20 protein-coding genes are annotated in these 20382 nt (G+C 45.4%); 14 read left to right on the top strand and 6 right to left on the bottom strand.

All coding sequences use genetic code 11. The features are described 5' to 3' along the window. Positions 1–114 precede the first annotated feature (114 nt). Positions 115–630: a MogA/MoaB family molybdenum cofactor biosynthesis protein gene (locus tag BM278_RS01555; protein ID WP_090947750.1), complete on the top strand. Its 516-nt coding sequence runs from the start codon at positions 115–117 to the stop codon at positions 628–630. A 70-nt stretch (positions 631–700) separates the two neighbouring features. On the opposite strand, the gene BM278_RS01550 is transcribed toward BM278_RS01555, so the two are convergent. Beyond that, the gene (locus BM278_RS01550) at positions 701–1018 is read right to left on the bottom strand and encodes a hypothetical protein (RefSeq protein ID WP_090947639.1); all 318 of its coding nucleotides are present in this window, start codon (positions 1016–1018) and stop codon (positions 701–703) included. Between the two features lie 188 nt (positions 1019–1206). Here BM278_RS01550 and BM278_RS01545 point away from each other — a divergent pair, with 188 nt between their 5' ends. Next, a complete protein-coding gene (locus BM278_RS01545; protein WP_090947638.1) occupies positions 1207–2415 on the top strand; it encodes an argininosuccinate synthase in 1209 nt (402 codons plus the stop codon). Beyond that, positions 2412–3791: an argininosuccinate lyase gene (argH, locus tag BM278_RS01540; protein ID WP_090947637.1), complete on the top strand. Its 1380-nt coding sequence runs from the start codon at positions 2412–2414 to the stop codon at positions 3789–3791. Before BM278_RS01545 ends, argH begins: the two co-directional genes overlap by 4 nt. Before the next feature lie 26 nt (positions 3792–3817). Here argH and BM278_RS01535 read toward each other — a convergent pair whose 3' ends face one another. Then, the gene (locus tag BM278_RS01535) at positions 3818–4276 is read right to left on the bottom strand and encodes a universal stress protein (RefSeq protein WP_090947636.1); all 459 of its coding nucleotides are present in this window, start codon (positions 4274–4276) and stop codon (positions 3818–3820) included. 114 nt (positions 4277–4390) lie between these two features. On the opposite strand from BM278_RS01535, the gene BM278_RS18600 reads away from it, so the two are divergent. Further along, the gene (locus BM278_RS18600) at positions 4391–4534 is read left to right on the top strand and encodes a hypothetical protein (protein WP_167359562.1); all 144 of its coding nucleotides are present in this window, start codon (positions 4391–4393) and stop codon (positions 4532–4534) included. 125 nt (positions 4535–4659) lie between these two features. Next, a complete protein-coding gene (locus tag BM278_RS01530) occupies positions 4660–5421 on the top strand; it encodes an SDR family oxidoreductase (RefSeq protein WP_090947635.1) in 762 nt (253 codons plus the stop codon). 228 nt (positions 5422–5649) lie between these two features. Here BM278_RS01530 and BM278_RS01525 read toward each other — a convergent pair whose 3' ends face one another. Further along, entirely contained in the window at positions 5650–6747 is a 1098-nt protein-coding gene (locus BM278_RS01525) for a M24 family metallopeptidase (protein WP_090947634.1), read from the bottom strand. Positions 6748–6875: 128 nt separating this feature from the next. On the opposite strand from BM278_RS01525, the gene BM278_RS01520 reads away from it, so the two are divergent. Both BM278_RS01520 and BM278_RS01515 read left to right on the top strand, forming a co-directional pair. Beyond that, positions 6876–7556 (top strand): metal-dependent hydrolase, encoded by a 681-nt coding sequence (locus BM278_RS01520; protein ID WP_090947633.1) that lies wholly within the window; start codon positions 6876–6878, stop codon positions 7554–7556. 123 nt (positions 7557–7679) lie between these two features. Next, positions 7680–8993, top strand: a complete 1314-nt coding sequence (locus BM278_RS01515) for a CBS domain-containing protein (protein ID WP_090947632.1) — start codon at positions 7680–7682, stop codon at positions 8991–8993. Positions 8994–9019: 26 nt separating this feature from the next. Here the strand turns inward: BM278_RS01515 and BM278_RS01510 are convergent, their stop codons facing one another. Next, complete coding sequence (locus BM278_RS01510; RefSeq protein ID WP_090947631.1) at positions 9020–9331, bottom strand: YtpI family protein; 312 nt, start codon at positions 9329–9331, stop codon at positions 9020–9022. A gap of 124 nt (positions 9332–9455) precedes the next feature. Here BM278_RS01510 and BM278_RS01505 point away from each other — a divergent pair, with 124 nt between their 5' ends. Next, the gene (locus BM278_RS01505; protein WP_090947630.1) at positions 9456–10403 is read left to right on the top strand and encodes a DHH family phosphoesterase; all 948 of its coding nucleotides are present in this window, start codon (positions 9456–9458) and stop codon (positions 10401–10403) included. 46 nt (positions 10404–10449) lie between these two features. Here the strand turns inward: BM278_RS01505 and ytrI are convergent, their stop codons facing one another. Both ytrI and ytrH read right to left on the bottom strand, forming a co-directional pair. Beyond that, positions 10450–10959, bottom strand: coding sequence for a sporulation membrane protein YtrI (ytrI, locus tag BM278_RS01500; RefSeq protein ID WP_090947629.1), 510 nt, complete (start codon positions 10957–10959; stop codon positions 10450–10452). Next, positions 10956–11297, bottom strand: a complete 342-nt coding sequence (gene ytrH, locus BM278_RS01495) for a sporulation membrane protein YtrH (protein ID WP_090947628.1) — start codon at positions 11295–11297, stop codon at positions 10956–10958. Before ytrH ends, ytrI begins: the two co-directional genes overlap by 4 nt. Positions 11298–11403: 106 nt before the next feature. On the opposite strand from ytrH, the gene dnaE reads away from it, so the two are divergent. The 6 genes from dnaE to pyk all read left to right on the top strand — a co-directional run bounded on the left by dnaE (position 11404) and on the right by pyk (position 20348). Continuing rightward, positions 11404–14718, top strand: coding sequence for a DNA polymerase III subunit alpha (gene dnaE, locus BM278_RS01490; RefSeq protein ID WP_090947627.1), 3315 nt, complete (start codon positions 11404–11406; stop codon positions 14716–14718). A 164-nt stretch (positions 14719–14882) separates the two neighbouring features. Further along, positions 14883–15485 carry a FadR/GntR family transcriptional regulator gene (locus tag BM278_RS01485; RefSeq protein ID WP_090947626.1) on the top strand — a complete coding sequence of 201 codons (603 nt, stop codon included), beginning with the start codon at positions 14883–14885 and terminating at the stop codon, positions 15483–15485. Positions 15486–15563: 78 nt separating this feature from the next. Continuing rightward, positions 15564–16436 carry an acetyl-CoA carboxylase, carboxyltransferase subunit beta gene (gene accD, locus BM278_RS01480; RefSeq protein WP_090947625.1) on the top strand — a complete coding sequence of 291 codons (873 nt, stop codon included), beginning with the start codon at positions 15564–15566 and terminating at the stop codon, positions 16434–16436. Continuing rightward, complete coding sequence (accA, locus tag BM278_RS01475; protein ID WP_090947624.1) at positions 16421–17398, top strand: acetyl-CoA carboxylase carboxyl transferase subunit alpha; 978 nt, start codon at positions 16421–16423, stop codon at positions 17396–17398. The genes accD and accA overlap by 16 nt, the downstream gene beginning before the upstream one ends. Positions 17399–17594: 196 nt before the next feature. Next, positions 17595–18554 carry a 6-phosphofructokinase gene (gene pfkA / locus BM278_RS01470; protein WP_090947623.1) on the top strand — a complete coding sequence of 320 codons (960 nt, stop codon included), beginning with the start codon at positions 17595–17597 and terminating at the stop codon, positions 18552–18554. Between the two features lie 30 nt (positions 18555–18584). Then, complete coding sequence (gene pyk, locus BM278_RS01465) at positions 18585–20348, top strand: pyruvate kinase (RefSeq protein WP_090947622.1); 1764 nt, start codon at positions 18585–18587, stop codon at positions 20346–20348. Positions 20349–20382 lie beyond the last annotated feature (34 nt).

Below are 20382 nucleotides of genomic sequence, written 5' to 3'. Positions count from 1 at the left end.
TTGTGGTATGTGTTATGCTGCGATCTTATGCATCACTTCGAATTTTTATTCTAGTTTTGCAACACCATCTAGGAAATAAAAAAGACACAATGTATAATGAAATGGGTGATCGATATGAGTGTAACGGAACATAAAAAAGAAGCGCCGCGTGTCGTCCGCTGCAAAGTCATTACCATTAGCGACACAAGAACCATCGATACGGACAAAAGCGGAAAATTAATGATCGATTTATTGAAAGAAGCTGGCCATGAAGTTGTCAGTTACGAAATTGTGAAAGATGAAAAAGAAGCGATCCGCACTGCGATTTTACGCGGATGCGAACAGGCGGACATCGACGCGGTGCTAACTAACGGCGGCACCGGCATCGCCAAAAGAGATGTGACGATTGAAACGGTAAAAGAAATCATTGAAAAAGAAATTGTCGGTTTTGGCGAGCTGTTTCGCATGTTAAGCTATACGGAAGATATCGGGTCAGCGGCGATACTATCACGGGCGATCGCCGGGGTGGCAAACGATACGGCGATTTTTTCTACGCCCGGATCGTCGGGAGCGGTGCGCCTTGCGATGACGAAATTGATTTTGCCGGAGATTAGTCATGTGGTGCGGGAAATAAGAAAAGATTTGCGATGAAAAGGAAAAAGTGTCCGTTTAAGGAAGCGGACACTTTTTTGTTTTTAGTGCGAAGGACAGTGCTAGAATCCTATTGTTGATGCGCGCGCGTCGATATTGTTTGATTCAGGCGATACCAAATCCATAAATCGTTAATCACTGAGGCGAGCTCCGCTATTTCCGAATTTAATTGGCAAGAGCGGGCAAAATCACTTTCCTCGCTCAACTCGTCTTGTTTTTTGCTAATGATCTTTTCCAGTTCAGCAATGCGGTCGGGAATCGTTCCGCGAATGGTTTCCCAGCGCAGCAAAATCGCTTGTTGTTCCGCTTCGCTATAGTCTTCCCAGTCTTTTTCGAGTTTCGGCAGCAAAATACCAAGCCGCTCGTCATAAATAAAATATTGTTCCATGCTATTTCCCTCACTTCCCCATATCCCTATTGTATAAAAAAGAGTGGAAAGAGCCAATGTCAGTATTTTTATACTTTTTTATGAATAACTATTGAAAAACATTAGAAAAGCTGATAAAGTGATAATATAGTTCATGAATATTTATTTATATATAAGTATATTTATGTGAAAGGGAAGGGGAAAACGATATGACTAATCCGAAAATTGTGTTGGCGTATTCCGGTGGTTTAGATACATCTGTTGCAATTAAATGGCTGCAAGAGCGAGGCTATGATGTCATCGCGTGCTGTCTAGATCTTGGCGAAGGAAAAGATCTTGATTTTATAAAAGAAAAAGCGTTGAAAGTCGGAGCGATTAAGTCTTACGTCATTGACGTCAAGGAAGAGTTTGCCAATGAATATGCGCTTATTGCATTGCAGGCGCATGCGCTTTATGAAGGAAAATATCCGCTCGTTTCTGCGCTATCTCGCCCGCTCATCTCGAAAAAGCTCGTCGAAATTGCCGAATTGGAAGGAGCGGTTGCCGTCGCGCACGGGTGCACGGGAAAAGGAAACGACCAAGTTCGCTTTGAAGTGTCGATTAAAGCGTTGAATCCGAACTTAGAAGTCGTAGCGCCAGTGCGCGAATGGAGCTGGTCGCGCGAAGAAGAAATCGAATACGCGAAAAAGCATGGCATTCCAATTCCAGTTGACATCGATAGCCCGTTTTCGATTGACAAAAACTTATGGGGAAGAAGCAACGAGTGTGGTATTTTAGAGGACCCTTGGGCGGCTCCTCCAGAAGAAGCGTACGAATTAACGGCATCGTTGGAAAATGCGCCGGACGTCCCAGAAATCATCGAAATCGGTTTTGAACAAGGCGTTCCGAAAACATTAAACGGCAAACCGTATTCGCTCGCCAATTTAATTTTGGAGTTAAACGCGATTGCCGGAAAACATGGGGTGGGACGCATCGATCATGTCGAAAACCGTTTGGTAGGCATTAAATCGCGCGAAGTATATGAATGCCCTGGAGCGATAACGTTAATTAAAGCGCATAAAGAATTGGAGGATTTGACGCTTGTAAGAGAAGTCGCACATTTTAAACCGATCATCGAGCAAAAATTGACGGAAGTCATTTACAACGGTTTATGGTTCTCGCCGATCAAAGATGCCCTTGTCGCTTTCTTAAAAGAAACGCAAAAAAACGTAACCGGTGTGGTGCGCGTAAAACTGTTCAAAGGCCATGCCATCGTGGAAGGGCGCAAATCGGAATTCTCCTTGTATGATGAAAAGCTTGCGACATATACGGCGGATGACCAATTTGACCATCAAGCGGCCGTTGGCTTTATTTCCTTGTACGGATTGCCGACGAAAGTATACAGCATCGTCAACAATCAAAAGAAGGTGACCGTGTGAAAAAGCTTTGGGGAGGACGTTTCACGAAAACGGCGGAAGAGTGGGTCGACGAGTTTGGCGCGTCGATCCCATTCGATCAAGAGTTAGTCGAAGAAGATATTGAAGGCAGCATCGCTCACGTCACAATGCTTGGCAAATGCGGAATTTTGCCAAGCGAGGATGTCGAAAAAATCAAAGCCGGACTGCTTGCGCTGCTAGAAAAAGCGAAACAAGGGAAACTTGAATTTTCCGTCGCTTATGAGGATATTCATTTAAACATTGAAAAAATGCTTATCGATGAAATTGGCCCGGTCGGCGGAAAACTGCATACAGGAAGAAGCCGCAACGACCAAGTGGCAACCGATATGCACTTATATTTGCGCAAACGCGTCAACGAAATTATCGAATTGATTAAAGAGCTGCAAAAGGTGCTTGTCGAAAAAGCGGAAGAGCACGTGGAAACGATTGTGCCGGGGTATACGCATTTGCAGCGGGCGCAGCCGATTTCGTTTGCCCATCATTTGCTCGCGTATTTTTGGATGCTTGAGCGCGACCGCGAGCGATTCCGCGAATCGTTAAAGCGCATTAATAAATCGCCGCTCGGAGCAGGGGCGCTCGCCGGCACGACGTTTCCGATCGACCGGCATTTGACTGCCGAGCTGCTTGGCTTTGCTGGCATTTACGAAAACAGCATCGACGCGGTGAGCGACCGCGATTTTATCATCGAATTTTTAAGCAACAGCGCTATGCTCATGATGCACTTATCCCGTTTTTGCGAAGAGTTGATCCTTTGGTCGAGCCAAGAGTTTCAGTTTATCGAAATCGATGACGCGTTTGCGACCGGAAGCAGCATTATGCCGCAAAAGAAAAACCCGGACATGGCGGAGTTAATCCGCGGCAAAACGGGGCGGGTGTACGGCCATTTATTGGCGCTGTTGACCGTGATGAAAGGAACCCCGCTTGCGTACAACAAAGATATGCAAGAAGATAAAGAAGGCATGTTCGATACGGTGAAAACGGTCACTGGATCGCTGAAAATCTTTGCTGGCATGATTAAAACGATGAAAGTAAACGCCGATGTGATGGAAAAAGCGACAAAACAAGATTTTTCGAACGCCACCGAACTTGCCGACTACTTGGCGAACAAAGGGGTGCCGTTCCGCGAAGCGCATGAGATTGTTGGCAAACTCGTGCTGACTTGCATTGAAAGAGGCGTGTTTTTAGCTGATTTGCCGCTCGAAGTGTATAAAGAGGCATCACCGCTGTTTGAAGACGATATATATGAAGCGCTAAAGCCGTACACGGCTGTAAACCGCCGCAACAGCGCTGGCGGTACGGGATTTGCGGAAGTCAGAAAAGCGCTGGAAAAAGCGAAAGAAATAATAAACACTCCGTAGTTTACGCCACGGAGTGTTTTTTTGCTTTATTCATCATTCAGCTCTTTTTCCGTCCGGACAACAAGCACGTCGCATTTTGCGTAACGAGTAATATGTTCGGAGACGCTTCCGATTAAGAGACGTTCGACCGCGTTTAATCCAGTAGCGCCACAGATGATTAAATCAGCTTTATATTTTGGCGCTATGTCTTTAGCGATTTTCGCTTTTGGAGAACCAAATTCAATGTCAATGACAACGTCGCTTAATCCAGCGGCAACCGCTTGTTGTTGGTAACCGCTTAGCAGTTCTTTTGCGTACTCTTCAGCACGTTCAACAGCGGCGCGGTCATACACCTCAACGGCCGCAAACCCCCGCAAATCAATGACGTGGGAAAGAATAAGCTTCGCATTATTGCGTTTGGCGATTTCGATCGCTTTTTTGAATGCCCACTCCGCTTCTTTCGAACCATCTACCGCAACGACGATCGTTTTGTACGTCATTGCCATTGTTCTCCACTCCCCCTTTGGATAAAAATACTATCTCTATTATTAGTATACCTTATAAACTGCATGAGAAACTACTGTATATTATGATATTTTTATGAAAAAGGAGCAGAGACAATGGAAAAAAACAGTAGTAAAGGATTATATGATGATGAAGATGAAGTAAAAGCGATTAGCGAGCAAATTATCGATGCGTATGATAGCGGTGTTGTTGCTCGCGATGAACCTCGTTATCACCCAGAGCGCGAAGTTGGCGAGTAAGTTGTTTCGTGCCTCATGGCGTTGATTCGCCATGATTTTTTAAGACAGGATGGATGCGTTTAGACATATATTTATAGTAAAGTAAAGACAAGATAAAAAGTTGTTAAAGGTGAGGAGGAGTGATTGTGCGACATGCCCTCATCACAGCCGGAGCGAAAGGGCTGGGGAGAAAAGTAACAGAACTGTTGCTGGAGAGAGGATATTCCGTAACCGTCAATTACCGAAGCGATGAAGCGGCGGTGCGGTCGCTGCAAAAAAAATACGCCCATCTCGAGGAACGGCTGCAATTTGTTCGCGGTGACGTCACGAAAAAAGAAGATTTATTTGCTCTTGTGGATGCGGCGCTCGATCGGTTTGGACGAATCGATTTTTTAATCAATAATGCGGGGCCGTACATTTTTGAACGAAAAAAATTGGTTGATTACACGGAAGACGAATGGTACGAAATGATTGAGGGAAATTTAAGCGCTGTATTTCATTTGTTGAAAAAAACGATTCCAGTGATGAGAAAACAACGGTTTGGCCGCATTATTACATACGGATTCCAAGGAGCGGCGGAAGCGCCTGGATGGCTGCATCGGTCCGCGTTCAGCGCCGCCAAGGTCGGCTTAGTATCGTTAACGAAAACAATTGCGCTTGAAGAAGCGGAGTATGGCATTACCGCAAATATGGTTTGCCCAGGCAATATCGTCGGAGAGATGAAAGAGGCAACGATTGCCTATTCGCGTTCGATAAAAGACGCTACAACTCCGATTGGACGCTCAGGGACAGGGGAAGATATCGCTCGCGTTATCGCTTTTTTATGCGAGGAAGATTCCGATATGATTACAGGCGCGATCATCGATGTGACAGGTGGGGTAAATGTGATTCATCGTTACCGGCAATGAGGCATTTCCAAAAAAACACCTCACTACACAAAGTGAGGTGTTTTTGCGTGTATTTGCTAATGACACATGCAAAACTCATTGATGAGGAAAAAGCGGCAAGGGATTTGCCGCGTTGCATATGCTGAACATGTGCGAGGAGCGACGATTGCTTTTAAATTAACTTGACCTTCTTTTTACAAAAAAAGAGCGCGGTTTTGGTAAAACTGGAAATACTGCTCTTTTTTTGTTTCATGAAACGATCATAAGTTCTTTCGGATATTTCGTTAAAATTCCTGCACCGTTATCGGTGATAAACACGTCATCTTCAATGCGGACGCCGCCGACGGAAGGAACGTAAATGCCCGGCTCGATCGTAAACGTCATGCCGAGTTCTAGCGGCATCTCGTTTGCCGCGTTCATAGACGGATATTCGTGCAATTCAATGCCTAGGCCGTGACCGACGCGATGCGTGAAATACGGGCCATACCCGGCTTGTTCGATGATCGATCTTGCGGCGCGGTCGACGCTGCCGATTTCCACGCCTGGTTTGCATGCATCAATCGCCGCCAGCTGTGCGCGCAAAACGGTGTCATAAATCCATTTTTGTTCTTCTGTCGCACTTTTGAATATAACGGTTCTTGTAATATCCGAACAATAGCCATCTACAATCACACCTAAATCAAACAAAACAAAGTCGCCTTTACGAATAGGTGTAAGTCCTGGCACGCCGTGAGGGTTTGCTGTGTTTTCTCCAACTAACACCATCGTGGCAAACGACATTTCACGCACGCCTTTTTTCTTCATTTCGTATTCAATCGCCGCGATAATATCTAATTCCGTTTTTCCTTCGGCGATTGCGTTTACGCCTATTTCGACGGCGTAGTCGGCAAGTTCCGCCGCTTGGCGCAATATGGCGATTTCTTTTTCTTCCTTGATCATTCGCAATTGCCGCAGCTTTTCTTCCGCATTTAGCCACGCGTGCGCTTGGAAATATGCTTGAAGCTGTTCATATCGTTCGAGAGAAAGATGGCTTTTTTCGACAGCGATTCGCTCGATTTTTATGTTTTTAGCGCGAACATGTCGTTCCAGCAGCTGCCACGGATTGTCTGTATCGCCATAATCGATGATTTCATATGACCATCCAGCTTGCCTTGCGCGCGCCGTTTCCATTTGCGGGCAAATTAGCGCAGGCTCTTCGTGCGGGAAGACGAGCAACGCTAAAAGCCGTTCATGCGGGTCGCAATAAAATCCGCTTAAATAAAAAACGTTCGGACTTGACGTAATAAGCGCAAATGAAATATGTTGTTCTTGAAGCCACTCGGAAAATAAGTGAAGTCGTTTGTTCATGTGACACCATTCCTTTCTATATTTTGAGAGTAGCAGGAATATGGCAAAATGTAAATGTTTATGAGTGCGCGGGCAGGGAAACACCTCAGCCGTCGCGAATATAATAATGGCGAAAGGGGAGGATGATCGTGAAAGTAACGTATCATGGGCATTCTGTTGTGAAAATTGAAACGAATGGAAAAACGATTTTCATTGATCCGTTTATTACCGGCAATGGTGTGACAGATTTAAAAGTAGAAGATGTGAAGGCGGATGCGATTTTGCTTACACACGGCCATACCGATCATGTCGGCGATACGGTGCAGATCGCCAAGAAAAACAACGCGCTCGTTGTCGCTCCTTTTGAATTAGCTACATATTTAGGGTGGCAAGGAGTGAACGCCCATCCGATGCATATCGGCGGAGCGCATCAATTTGATTTTGGAAAAGTCAAATTGACGCAGGCGTTTCACGGTTCAGGCTATGTGACGGAAGACAAGCAAATCATTTATACAGGAATGCCGGCAGGAATTTTATTCACCGCGGAAGGAAAGACGATTTATCACGCTGGAGATACCGGATTGTTTTCCGATATGAAGCTGATCGGGGAACGCAACGACATTGATGTCGCGTTTTTGCCAATCGGGGATAATTTCACGATGGGACCGGAAGATGCAGCGCTTGCGGCAGAGTGGCTTCGTGCGAAAATCGTCGTTCCGATTCATTACAATACGTTCCCGGCGATTGCTCAAGATCCGCAACAATTTGTGGCGATGCTCCCTGATGGCGTGGGACGTGTATTAAAACCAGGTGAAAGTATAGAATTATAATAATGAAAAAGCGTCTCGGAATGAGGCGCTTTTTTTAAAAGCAAGTGTGTCTGTCGCTTCATTGAATTGGATTTGTTTCGCCCGTATAATGAAAATAGGACATCATGTAAAGGGTGAAGAGATTTGGCGACAAAGCATGAGCAAATTTTGCAATACATTAATAGCTTACCGGTCGGCGAAAAAATTTCGGTAAGGCAAATCGCAAAGGAAATGGGAGTAACCGAGGGGACGGCTTATCGCGCCATTAAAGACGCGGAAAATAAAGGGTATGTCAGCACGATTGAACGTGTTGGTACGATTCGCATTGAAAAGAAGCGAAAAGAAAATATCGAAAAGCTGACGTATGCCGAAGTCGTCAATATTGTCGATGGGCAAGTGCTAGGCGGGCGCGAAGGATTGCATAAAACGCTGAACCGCTTCGTTATTGGTGCGATGAAGCTAGAGGCGATGATGCGCTATACGGGAGCGGGCGATTTGTTGATTGTCGGAAACCGTACGAAAGCGCATGAACGTGCGTTGAAAGCTGGAGCGGCCGTATTAATTACCGGGGGATTTGATACGGAAGAACATGTGAAAAGATTGGCGGATGAACTGCAGCTCCCGATTATTTCGACAAGCTACGATACGTTTACAGTGGCAACGATGATTAACCGAGCGATTTACGACCAGCTCATCAAAAAGGAAATCGTTCTCGTCGAAGATATTTTAATACCGCTTGAAAAAACGGTATATTTATATGCTACCGATCCGATTGAACGATGGTATGAACTCAATCGCGAAACGAGACATAGCCGTTTTCCAGTTGTGGATCAGCAGTGGAAAGTACAAGGGATCGTTACCGCGAAAGATGTGCTTGATTTTGACCGCCAGCTGCCGATCGAAAAGGCGATGACGAAACACCCGATTACGGTAAAAGGAAAAACGTCGGTCGCCTCCGCTTCACATATTATGGTATGGGAAGGCATCGAGCTTTTGCCAGTTGTTGACGAACATAATCGCCTCCAAGGAATTATCAGCCGCCAAGACGTATTAAAAGCGCTCCAGATGATTCAACGCCAACCGCAAGTCGGCGAGACGATCGATGATATTATTACAAGCCATTTTAGCGAAGCTGATGGCAATGGAAAAGAAGATATGTTTCGCTGCACGGTTACTCCGCAAATGACAAATTATTTAGGAACGCTATCATACGGAGTATTTACGACGATTGTCACGGAAGCGGCGACACGCGCGCTTCGTGCATATAAACGAGGCGACTTGGTGATCGAAAACATTACGATTTATTTTATTAAACCTGTGCAAATCGACAGCACGATCGAGGTAAAAGCGAAGCTGTTAGAAATGGGTCGGAAATTTGGGAAAGTTGATGTCGAAGTGTATAACGAAGGCGTTGTCGTCGGAAAAGCGCTGATGATGTGCCAATTAATCGACCGCTAGCGGTCGCATAAAAAACGGGACGCGACTTACGCCCCGTTTTTTGCTGTTTGTTTCGCTTCTTCCAAAACGAGAGGTAAATAATATTTATAGGCGCGATAGCCTGCCCATGCGCTTCCGGCGCCAACCAGCAAGAAAACGGTCCCAACGATATAAGTGACAGTAGAAGAATGAAGAAAAAACTGGTTGAGGCCAAACAGAAAGACAAACAACCCGAGCGCAATGCTCGATTTGGCAGAAAGCCAACGCCGTTCCATCGGCCGGTGGGAGCGAAAATATTTGATTTTATAATAGACGTAAAAAGAAAAGGAAAATATAATGAAAATTACAAGTGTTGGCATAAATAAAACCCTCCATCATTTCTTTCTATCTTATTGTACATAGAAATGAGGAAGAATTCTAGCAATGACCTTTCTTGTTCGCGTATAATGAAAGAAAATACAGTCGCAAAAAAGGGGAAGAAAGATGAAAGAGAAATGTTTGGAAATTTTAAAAGCAATTCAGCAATTTGATACGATTATCATTCATCGCCATATTCGTCCAGATCCTGACGCGTACGGTTCTCAAGGAGGATTAGCGGAGATTTTGAAGGCATCTTTTCCGGAAAAAACGGTGTATACGGTTGGAAACGACGAGGAGTCGTTGCAATTTTTGCGGCGAATGGATGTGATCGATGATCGAACGTATGACAACGCGCTTGTGATCGTTTGTGATACCGCCAACCAAGAACGGATTTGTGACGACCGCTACCGCCTTGGCAAAAAATTAATTAAAATTGACCATCATCCAAACGAAGATCCGTATGGAGACATCTTATGGGTCGATACAAACGCAAGTTCCACAAGCGAAATGATTTATGAGTTTTATTTGGCGGGAAAAGAAGAAGGACTTGTGATGACAAAAGCAGCAGCGCGCCTTATTTACGCGGGCATTGTCGGGGATACGGGCCGTTTTCTTTTTCCGAGAACGAGCGAAAAAACGTTTCGTTATGCGAGCGAACTGATTCAATACGGATTTTCATTAGCGGAGATATACGACGGATTATATAATACGAAGTTAAACGTGGCGCATTTAAGCGGATATGTACTGCAAAACTTTACGGTATCCGAAGAAGGCGTGGCGGCGGTAAAAATGCCGAAATCGCTGCTGGAACAATATGGCGTCACTCCTTCGGAAGCATCGCAGCTCGTGAGCCTGCTTGGCAATATCGAAGGAATTGTCGCATGGGTATTTTTTATCGAGGAAGAAAAAGAAATTCGCGTCCGCCTTCGTTCCAAAGGTCCGATTGTGAATGAAGTAGCGAAAAAATATCGCGGCGGCGGGCATCCGCTCGCTGCGGGAGCTTCGATTTATTCGTGGGAGGACGCGGACCGCGTCATCGAAGATTTGAAAGCAGCGTGTCTTTCTCAATAAAGTGAAGGAATGTCCCGGTATGGCAAGATCCGGGACATTTTCTCTTTTATGAGGAAGGCAGCGGCTTTAATTTTAGTTCAATCGATAAGGTAGTAAAGACAAACAGATGATGAATTTCCAGCTTATACGGTTGCTCGTTAATGGTGTATGTTTTGTTTTCAATAGCACGCTTTAGCAACTCCCGGCTGTTATAAACGGTTTCGATATCTTTTGCTTTTAAGTGAGAAATATCTTCCTTTACGCTTTCTTCAATGCGAAATGTCGTATAAGAGTCAAGTTTATATTGCTCCGCGTTGACGAGGTGGACAGAAATTTCTTGTACCATCAATTTTTTTTTGTTTATTTTATTCTGTTCGACGTAGTCTTCCTGCCAAATGCGGATTTCGTTTTCCAAATCGGCAATTTTGTCTTGAAGTTCGATGATTTGGCGAACTTGTTTTTCTTGCAAAACGCCGAATAAATGCAAAAAAACAAACCAGCTGATCAGCGCTCCGATCGCGGCCCCGGCGAAAAAACGCTGCCATGTTGGATAGCGATAATAAGGCGGGATTCTCATGAAGAAATGTGCTCCTGCGTCAGCCAAGTAATGATGGTAACACCTGTCTGTGCGCCTCCCATCGCAGAAAGAATGAGAAGAAACTGTTTAATAATATCGCGAGTTTCCCCAAAAAAGAAGCCCCGTTCCACCATATAAAACGTATCAAACGTCCCTCCGATGGCGGCGACAACAGCCCAAATTCGCAAATCACCAGCAAATCGATACATTGCCGTAAGCGGCTGTTCCCCGCTTAAAAACGCGCCAAGCGCCCCGATCATCGCACCGCCTAGCAACACACCGGCGGCGATAAAATAACTTTGGATAAATGCAGGCAAAAATGCCATTTTTTCTTCCATCCTCGCCCCACCCTTTCTTTTACTATATATATGGACGAACAGAAAAGAGTATGTTTTGCAACGAAAAAGTTTTGTCCACTATAATGAAGGAAAAGGAGGGAGAGCGTTGTCGTTTGTTCACCTTCACGTTCGCAGCTGCTACAGTTTGTTAAAAAGTTCGGCGAAAATTAGCGATTTAGTGAAAAAGGCGAAAGATTTGCAATTTCCTGCGTTAGCGTTAACGGATGAAAACGTATTGTATGGCGCGATTCCCTTTTACATGGAATGCAAACATTACGGCATTCAGCCGATTATTGGAATGATCACGGACGTTGTGCTCGAAGGGGAAGAGGCATATCCGCTCGTGTTATTAGCAAAAAATGAAACAGGCTACCGACATTTAATGAAAATTAGCAGTACGATTCAAACGAAAACAAGCGAAGGAATTCCGGAAAAATGGCTATGGCATTACCGCAGCGGATTAATTGCGTTAACTCCGGGAAATAGCGGACAAATTGAAACATTGCTCGCACATGGCGAAATAACAAAAGCAAAGCAAGTATTAGAGCGGTATAAGCAAATTTTTGAGGTTGACTTTTATCTTGCCGTGCAGCGGGGGGAAAATAAGCGGAAAGAACCGTATGAACAGAAGCTAATCGACTTAGGAGAAGAAACAAATACCCCGCTTGTAGCGACAAATGATGTTCAATATATCGAAAAGGAAGATGCGTTTGTGCACCGCTGCTTATTGGCGGTGAAACATGGGACTGTGATGGGAAGAGAAATAGAGATAGCGGGGGAACGGTATTTAACATCGCCAGAAGAAATGAAGGAGCGGTTTTCCGATTTGCCTGCGGCGGTGGAAAACAGCTGGAAAATCGCTGAACAATGTCGTTTTGATATTGATTTTGGCTCGTTAAAGCTGCCGAAATATCCCGTGCCAACGAAGGAGAGCGCTGACGATTATTTGCGCCGCCTTTGCCTAGAAGGGTTGCGCGAACGGGTTCCTTCCCCTTCTGATCGCTACATAGAACGGCTAGAATATGAATTGAATGTCATTCGGCAAATGGGTTTTAGCGACTATTTTTTGATCGTTTGGGATTTTATGAATTTCGCCAGAAAACAAGGGATTGTCACAGGGCCTGGGCGAGGATCAGCGGCAGGGTCGCTTGTCGCATACACGCTTTATATTACAAACGTCGATCCGATTCAATACGGCCTTTTATTCGAGCGGTTTTTAAATCCGGAACGTGTGTCGATGCCGGATATCGATATTGATTTTCCCGATGACCGCCGCGAAGAAGTAATTCAATATGTCGCCAATAAATACGGGCAACAATATGTGGCGCAAATTATTACGTTCGGCACGTTTGGCGCCAAGGCGGCCCTCCGCGACATTGGCAAAGTGTTGCAGATCGATGCGAAAGAGATGGAAAGCATCCTAAAGCATATTCCTAACAAACACGGAATTACGATTCAAGAAGCATATGATCAATCGCCTGCTTTTCGCCAGGCGGTTCAGTCTTCCGCTTTGATGAAACGATGGGTTTTCACGGCAATGAAAGTGGAGGGACTTCCGCGCCACACCTCGACGCACGCGGCCGGTGTGATCATTAGCAGCGAGCCGCTTTCGCAAATCGTTCCGTTGCAACAAGGGCATGGTGAATTGTTTTTAACGCAATATCCGATGGATGTGTTGGAGCAGCTTGGTCTATTAAAAATGGATTTTCTTGGATTGCGCACGTTAACATTGCTTGAACATATATGCCGCCTTATTCAGCAGCAAACGGGCAAAACGATCGATGTACGGGCGATTCCGCTTCATGACCGCAAAACATATGAATTAATAAGCGAGGGGGATACAAACGGAATTTTTCAGTTAGAGTCTGATGGAATGAAGCGTGTGTTAAAGCAGCTAAAGCCGTCGCAATTCGAGGATATCGTCGCGGTGAACGCGCTGTACCGGCCGGGCCCGATCGATTACATCCCTTCGTATATAAGAAGAAAACACGGAGAAGAACAAGCTTCTTATCTCCATCCAGATTTGGCGCCGATTTTAGCGCCGACGTACGGCGTCCTTATTTATCAAGAGCAAATTATGCAAATCGCCGCCAACATCGCTGGTTTTTCGCTAGGCAAAGCAGATTTGTTGCGGCGGGCGATTGCGAAAAAGAAAAAGGAAATTTTGGATCAACAGCGGAATGCGTTTGTAAGCGGCTGTATGGAAAAAGGCTATGACGAATCGTTTGCCAACGATTTGTATGATATGATCGTTCGCTTTGCCAACTACGGATTTAACCGAAGCCATGCCGTCGCTTATAGCATGCTTTCTTACCAGCTTGCTTATTTAAAAGCCCATTATCCTCTTTATTTCTATGCGGCGCTGTTAACGAGCGCAATCGGCGATGAGGAAAAAGTGGCTTTATATATTTATGAGGCAAGGCAAAAGCGGATCGAATTGCTGCCGCCTTCCATTAATCAAAGCCGCTATTCTTTTTCGGTCGAACACGAAAAAATCCGCTACAGCTTGGCTGCAGTGAAACACGTTGGGGCAGCGGCGGTGAAAGCGATTGTGCAAGAGCGGAAAAAAGGACCTTTCGCCGACTTCTTTGACTTTTGTGTCCGTTTATTTGGAAAAGGCGTCAACCGAAAAACGATAGAATCCTTAATTTTGTCCGGCTGCTTTGATGAATTTGGCGTCGAAAGGGCGGCGCTGTTGGCGAGCATGGATGTCGCTTTAGAGCATGCCCAGCTTGTCAGCCCATATGTCGGAGAAGGGTTATTTTCCGATATATCGTTAAAGCCGAAATATGTCGAAGCGCCTCCTTTTTCTCTGGAAGAAAAGCTAATGCACGAAAAAGAGCTGCTCGGTGTTTACGTTTCTCCGCATCCAACATCCGTGCATCGGAAAACGTTTCGCTTGGCGGGAGCGCGGCCGGTGATGAGTGTAATAAGAGAAAAAACGGACCGCCTTGTGAAAGTCGGAGCGTATATTATGCAAGAGAGAAAGACGAGGACGAAAAAAGGAGAGGAAATGTCCTTTTTTACGATTAGCGATGAAAGCGGGGAAATGGACGCGGTTGCGTTTCCGGATGTATATCGCCGTTATGCTTCCGCTTTAAAAAAAGGAGAAGTGCAGTTATTAGAAGGAAAAGTAGATATTCGTGCGGGAAAGCCGCAGTTGGTTATTCGCAAAGTGTTGGCTCCAGCGCTCGCCGCGGCGCTTTACATAAAAATTGATCCGGAGCAGATCGTCGCTGGAACATTATTTGCGTTAAAAGAGCTATTGCAAAAGCATCACGGAAACACTCCTGTGTTTTTATATTACGAACAAGAACAAAAGATGGTGAAGCTTTCGGAAGAGTATGATGTGGAGTTAACGGATGAGTGTATCACCGCGTTGAAAGCGTTGCTAGGCGAAGATCATATTGTAGTAAAATGACGTTTCTTTACTATTTTTTAATTTTGTTATATCGTATAAACATTAGGTGGTCAGACCAGTGAAGGAAAACAGAGGAAAAATGCATCTTTTTGTGTCGGTAATGATGTCGCGAAAAACGCAAAAGGAAAGCGTTCAGGGAGGGATAGCAAGTAAAAAACGCGAAAGTGTATATAGAAACGCTCGAACAAATTCGGAAGATGATAAAAGAAGACGGGCTTGTCGCTGGCGATAAGCTTCCTTCCGAGCGAGAACTATCAGAGCGGCTGAAAGTTGGGCGTTCTTCGGTAAGAGAAGCGTTGCGGGCGCTGGAATTCCTCGGTTTAATTGAAACGCGGCGCGGAGAAGGAACGTATATCAAAGAAGTGGGGAATCATCGGCTGATTGATTTGCTTGGAATGTTTATTTTGCAAGATGAACGTGCAAAAGAAGATTTAGCAGAAACGAAATGGCTTATTGAGCGACTTTGTTTGCAGCTTGCCTGCCAGCGTTGGACAGAACAAGAATTCGCTCACCTTGAAAAAATGATCCGCCAAAAAACGATCGATTACGAACTTTTTTGCAAATGGGTGACGGCGGCTGCGCAAAACTATTTACTTGAGCGGATTTGGCGCGTGCTTCATGACTTTTTTCAAACGATCCATGGCATCGTTTCATTTCCGGACGATTTTTATGAACAAATGTTAAAAGCGTTTGCGAAGCGGGACGTTGCTGCTGTTATCAAACTATGGGAAGCAGCAACACAAAACCCATTGTCGAAAGAAAGATGACGCTTTTTTACAAAAAGTGCAACTTATTTCCGATACAGTAGTAGTGGTAGAGCGACAATGCGAAGGAGGAAACACCTCATGTGGAAAGACTTGTTTACGAAAAAGAAAAAATATGCATCGATTCCTTCCGAACAAATGAGGCATGAAGTTCCAGAAGGGATTATGACAAAATGTCCAAAGTGTAAAAAAATTATGTACACGAAGGAACTGATCAAAAATTTACGGGTTTGCATGAGCTGCGGCTATCATCATACGATGCCGTCTCGCGAACGGATTAATAGTTTGTTAGACGAAGGAAGCTTTCATGAGTATGATGCCGACATGATATCAGTCAATCCGTTGCAGTTTCCGGGATATATGGAAAAGCTGGAAGAAGATCGCCGGAAATCGAACTTAAACGAAGCGGTCATTACTGGCGAAGGAACGTTAAATGGACACCCGCTTGTCATCGCTGTCATGGATTCGGCGTTTCGAATGGGAAGCATGGGCTCCGTCGTAGGGGAAAAAATTACGCGTGCGATTGAAAAAGCAGGAGAACGCCATGTGCCATTTCTTATTTTTACCGCTTCTGGAGGAGCGCGCATGCAGGAAGGGGTATTAAGTTTAATGCAAATGGCAAAAACGAGCGCCGCCCTTAAACGGTTTAGCGATGAGGGTGGGCTGATTATCTCTGTAATGACACATCCAACGACAGGCGGAGTGTCGGCAAGCTTTGCTTCATTAGGGGATTATAATTTTGCGGAACCGGGAGCGCTCATCGGCTTTGCGGGCCGCCGTGTCATTGAGCAAACGGTGCGCGAGGAACTTCCAGAAGATTTCCAAACAGCGGAGTTTTTATTGAAGCATGGGCAGCTTGATGCCGTCATTCATCGCCATGATTTAAAAGATACATTAACGACCGTGCTCGACATTCATCATCGGGGAGGGGAACACGGATGGTGGCAGAACTAGAATTTGAAAAACCGCTTATCGAGTTGCGCAAAAAAATTAGCGAGTTAAAAGAATTTATGAAAACTACGGACGTAGATCTTTCTTCGGAAATTGAAAAATTGGAAGCGCGCCTTGCGAAGTTGGAAAACGACATATACGCGAATTTAACTCCATGGGATCGCGTGCAAATCGCGCGTCATCCAAACCGTCCGACAACGCTTGATTACATTGAGCGGTTGTTTACTCACTTTTTGGAATGCCACGGAGACCGCTGTTTTGGAGATGATGAAGCGATTGTCGGAGGAATCGCTAAATATGATGGTTTGCCGGTGACGGTCATTGGCCATCAGCGTGGAAAAGATACGAAAGAAAATATTCGGCGCAATTTTGGAATGCCGCATCCGGAAGGATATCGAAAGGCGCTGCGTTTGATGAAACAAGCTGAAAAATTTCACCGCCCCATCATTTGCTTTATTGACACAAAAGGAGCGTATCCGGGAAAAGCGGCGGAAGAGCGCGGGCAAAGCGAGGCGATTGCTAGAAACTTGTTTGAAATGGCTGGACTGACTGTACCGATCGTTTGCATCGTGATCGGGGAAGGTGGAAGTGGCGGCGCGCTTGCGCTTGGTGTCGGAAACCATATTCATATGCTGGAAAACTCGACTTATTCTGTTATTTCTCCTGAAGGAGCCGCGGCGATTTTGTGGAAAGATGCGTCGCTTGCCCGCCGTGCGGCGGAAACGATGAAAATTACAGCAGACGATTTAAAAGAGCTTGGCATTATTGACGAGATCATTCCGGAGGTTCGCGGCGGCGCCCACCGAGATGTCGACCAACAGGCGGCGGAAATCGATAAGGTGTTGAAACGATCGCTAACGCAACTGCTAAAGCTAGACGGCGAAGCGCTTGTTCGACAACGATATGAAAAGTTTAAACAAATTGGGCAATTTACGTTTCTTCACGACAATCTTCGGGTAAAATAAAAGCGAGGCTGTCTCATGCTGGAGACAGCTTTGCTATATTGTTAACCATTTTTTCATAAATAATTTAACCGCTGTCTATTGTGTTCTTCTATGCTTCGTGTTATTTTATAGAATGTTAATGGATTTTAACGTATGAGGTCGGACGTTTTTGATGTTTTGTGAAACAATGAACGAATTAACGAATTGAGGTGGCAACATGAAACGTATAGGTGTATTAACAAGTGGCGGAGATTCACCAGGTATGAATGCGGCGATCCGTGCCGTCGTCCGCAAGGCGATTTACCATGGAATAGAAGTATTTGGAGTGTACCATGGATATGCTGGTTTAATCGCTGGAAAAATAAAAAAGTTGGAAGTGGGAGATGTCGGCGACATTATCCATCGCGGTGGAACGATATTGTATACGGCGCGCTGTCCGGAATTTAAGACAGAAGAAGGGCAGTTAAAAGGAATTGAACAATTGAAAAAACACGGCATCGAAGGATTAGTCGTTATCGGTGGAGACGGTTCTTACCAAGGAGCGAAAAAGCTAACAGAGCACGGTTTTCCTTGTGTCGGCGTGCCGGGAACGATCGACAACGACATTCCTGGAACGGATTTTACGATTGGTTTTGACACGGCTTTAAACACGGTGATTGATGCGATCGACAAAATTCGCGATACCGCTACATCGCATGAACGGACATATGTAATTGAAGTAATGGGACGTCATGCTGGGGATATCGCGTTATGGTCAGGGCTTGCCGGAGGAGCGGAAACGATTTTAATTCCAGAAGCCGATTACGATATGGATGATATTATTGCTCGGTTAAAACGCGGACATGAACGCGGCAAAAAACATAGCATTATTATCGTTGCCGAAGGTGTCGGAAGCGGGGTCGAATTTGGAAAGAAAATTCAAGAAGCGACAGGGTTTGAGACGCGCGTGACGGTGCTAGGGCATGTGCAGCGCGGCGGTTCTCCAACCGCATTTGACCGCGTGCTCGCCAGCCGTTTAGGCGCTCGGGCAGTAGAACTATTGTTAGAAGGCAAAGGCGGGCGTTGCGTCGGCATCCAAAACAATCAGCTTGTCGACCATGATATTACGGAAGCGTTGGCGAAAAAACATACGGTTGATCAAAAAATGTATTTGTTGTCGAAAGAGCTATCCATTTAGTATATTTCCGATGGAAAGGAAGAAAAAATGATGATGCGGAAAACGAAAATCGTCTGTACGATTGGCCCTGCTAGCGAAAGTGTAGACAAGCTTGTGGAATTGATCCATGCTGGAATGAACGTAGCGCGCTTAAATTTTTCCCATGGCGATTATGCGGAACATGGGCGGCGTATTCAAAACATTCGCGAAGCGGTAAAACGGACAGGGAAAACGGTAGCTATTCTTTTAGATACGAAAGGTCCGGAAATTCGTACGCATAATATGGAAAATGGAGCGATTGAGCTAAAAGAAGGAGAACAGCTTATCATTTCGATGAAAGAAGTGCTTGGAACGCCGAAAAGAATTTCCGTTACATATGAAAAGCTAGTTGATGATGTTACTCCTGGAGCAAAAATTCTTCTCGACGACGGTTTAATCGGATTAGAAGTAGTTTCGGTTGATCGACAAGCGCGCGAAATCGTAACGAAAGTATTGAATGGCGGCGTATTGAAAAATAAAAAAGGAGTCAACGTGCCTGGTGTTCGTGTCAATTTGCCAGGCATTACGGACAAAGATCGCCAAGATATTTTGTTTGGCATCGAGCAAGGTATTGATTTTATCGCCGCTTCATTTGTGCGGCGCGCTTCCGACGTGTTGGAAATCCGCGAACTGCTTGAAGCAAACGACGCGCTTCATATTCAAATCATTGCAAAAATCGAAAATCAAGAAGGTGTCGATAATATTGATGAAATTTTAGAAGTCGCTGATGGGCTTATGGTGGCGCGCGGCGATCTTGGTGTGGAAATTCCAGCTGAAGAAGTGCCGCTTATCCAAAAAGCGCTAATTAAAAAATGCAATATGCTTGGCAAACCGGTTATTACGGCTACACAAATGCTAGATTCGATGCAGCGCAACCCAAGACCGACGCGGGCGGAGGCAAGCGATGTCGCGAATGCGATTTTTGATGGAACAGATGCGGTGATGTTATCAGGAGAAACAGCGGCAGGAAGCTATCCGGTCGAAGCGGTAAAAACAATGCACCAAATTGCTTTGCGTACGGAACAAGCGCTGCAATATCGGGAAATATTAGCACAACGGACAAAAGAAAGCGCGACGACGATTACTGATGCCATCGGCCAGTCTGTTGCGCATACGGCGTTAAATTTAGACGTGGCTGCGATTGTAACGCCGACGGTGAGCGGAAAAACGGCAGGCATGGTGTCAAAATATCGTCCAAAAGCACCGATTGTAGCCGTTACTTCCAGCGAATCTGTATCACGCAAATTGGCGCTCATATGGGGAGTATACTCGCAAGTTGCACCACAAGTGAACACGACCGATGAAATGCTTGATATTGCCGTGGAAGCAGCGATAAAATCAGGAGTAGTAAAACATGGCGATTTAGTTGTCATTACCGCTGGAGTTCCAGTTGGAGAAACGGGGTCGACGAACTTGATGAAAGTCCATGTGATTGGAGACATTATCGCGAAAGGGCAAGGAATTGGTCGTAAGTCGGCGTTCGGAAAGGCGATTATTGCGAAAACGGCACAAGAGGCTATCAGCAAAATGGTGGAAGGCGGCATTTTAGTGACGTGCAACACAGATGCTGACATGATGGAAGCGTTAGAAAAAGCGGCGGCGATTATTACCGAGGAAGGCGGATTAACGAGCCACGCCGCAGTCGTTGGGTTAAGCCTCGGCATTCCTGTTATTGTCGGTGTAGAAAACGCGACGTCGATTTTAAAAGACGGGCAGGAGATTACGGTCGATGCCGGATTTGGCGCCGTTTATCAAGGGCACGCAAGCGTGTTATAAGGTATAATAAAAACAGAGAGAAACTCTCTGTTTT

This window comes from Parageobacillus thermantarcticus (genome assembly GCF_900111865.1).
GTDB classification, from domain to species: domain Bacteria; phylum Bacillota; class Bacilli; order Bacillales; family Anoxybacillaceae; genus Parageobacillus; species Parageobacillus thermantarcticus.
Note: the sequence above shows the minus strand (reverse complement) of the source record. Positions and strands in the feature narration are given on the sequence as shown.

Excerpts from the sequence above, each read along its gene's own strand:
- BM278_RS01505 (WP_090947630.1), top strand. The coding sequence starts at position 9,456 with ATGAAAGAGAAATGTTTGGAAATTTTAAAAGCAATTCAGCAATTTGAT.
- BM278_RS18600 (WP_167359562.1), top strand. The coding sequence starts at position 4,391 with ATGGAAAAAAACAGTAGTAAAGGATTATATGATGATGAAGATGAAGTA.
- BM278_RS01535 (WP_090947636.1), bottom strand. The coding sequence starts at position 4,276 with ATGGCAATGACGTACAAAACGATCGTCGTTGCGGTAGATGGTTCGAAA.
- BM278_RS01510 (WP_090947631.1), bottom strand. The coding sequence starts at position 9,331 with ATGCCAACACTTGTAATTTTCATTATATTTTCCTTTTCTTTTTACGTC.
- BM278_RS01545 (WP_090947638.1), top strand. The coding sequence starts at position 1,207 with ATGACTAATCCGAAAATTGTGTTGGCGTATTCCGGTGGTTTAGATACA.
- pfkA (WP_090947623.1), top strand. The coding sequence starts at position 17,595 with ATGAAACGTATAGGTGTATTAACAAGTGGCGGAGATTCACCAGGTATG.
- BM278_RS01555 (WP_090947750.1), top strand. The coding sequence starts at position 115 with ATGAGTGTAACGGAACATAAAAAAGAAGCGCCGCGTGTCGTCCGCTGC.
- ytrI (WP_090947629.1), bottom strand. The coding sequence starts at position 10,959 with ATGAGAATCCCGCCTTATTATCGCTATCCAACATGGCAGCGTTTTTTC.
- accA (WP_090947624.1), top strand. The coding sequence starts at position 16,421 with ATGGTGGCAGAACTAGAATTTGAAAAACCGCTTATCGAGTTGCGCAAA.
- BM278_RS01525 (WP_090947634.1), bottom strand. The coding sequence starts at position 6,747 with ATGAACAAACGACTTCACTTATTTTCCGAGTGGCTTCAAGAACAACAT.
- accD (WP_090947625.1), top strand. The coding sequence starts at position 15,564 with ATGTGGAAAGACTTGTTTACGAAAAAGAAAAAATATGCATCGATTCCT.
- ytrH (WP_090947628.1), bottom strand. The coding sequence starts at position 11,297 with ATGGAAGAAAAAATGGCATTTTTGCCTGCATTTATCCAAAGTTATTTT.
- pyk (WP_090947622.1), top strand. The coding sequence starts at position 18,585 with ATGATGCGGAAAACGAAAATCGTCTGTACGATTGGCCCTGCTAGCGAA.
- BM278_RS01550 (WP_090947639.1), bottom strand. The coding sequence starts at position 1,018 with ATGGAACAATATTTTATTTATGACGAGCGGCTTGGTATTTTGCTGCCG.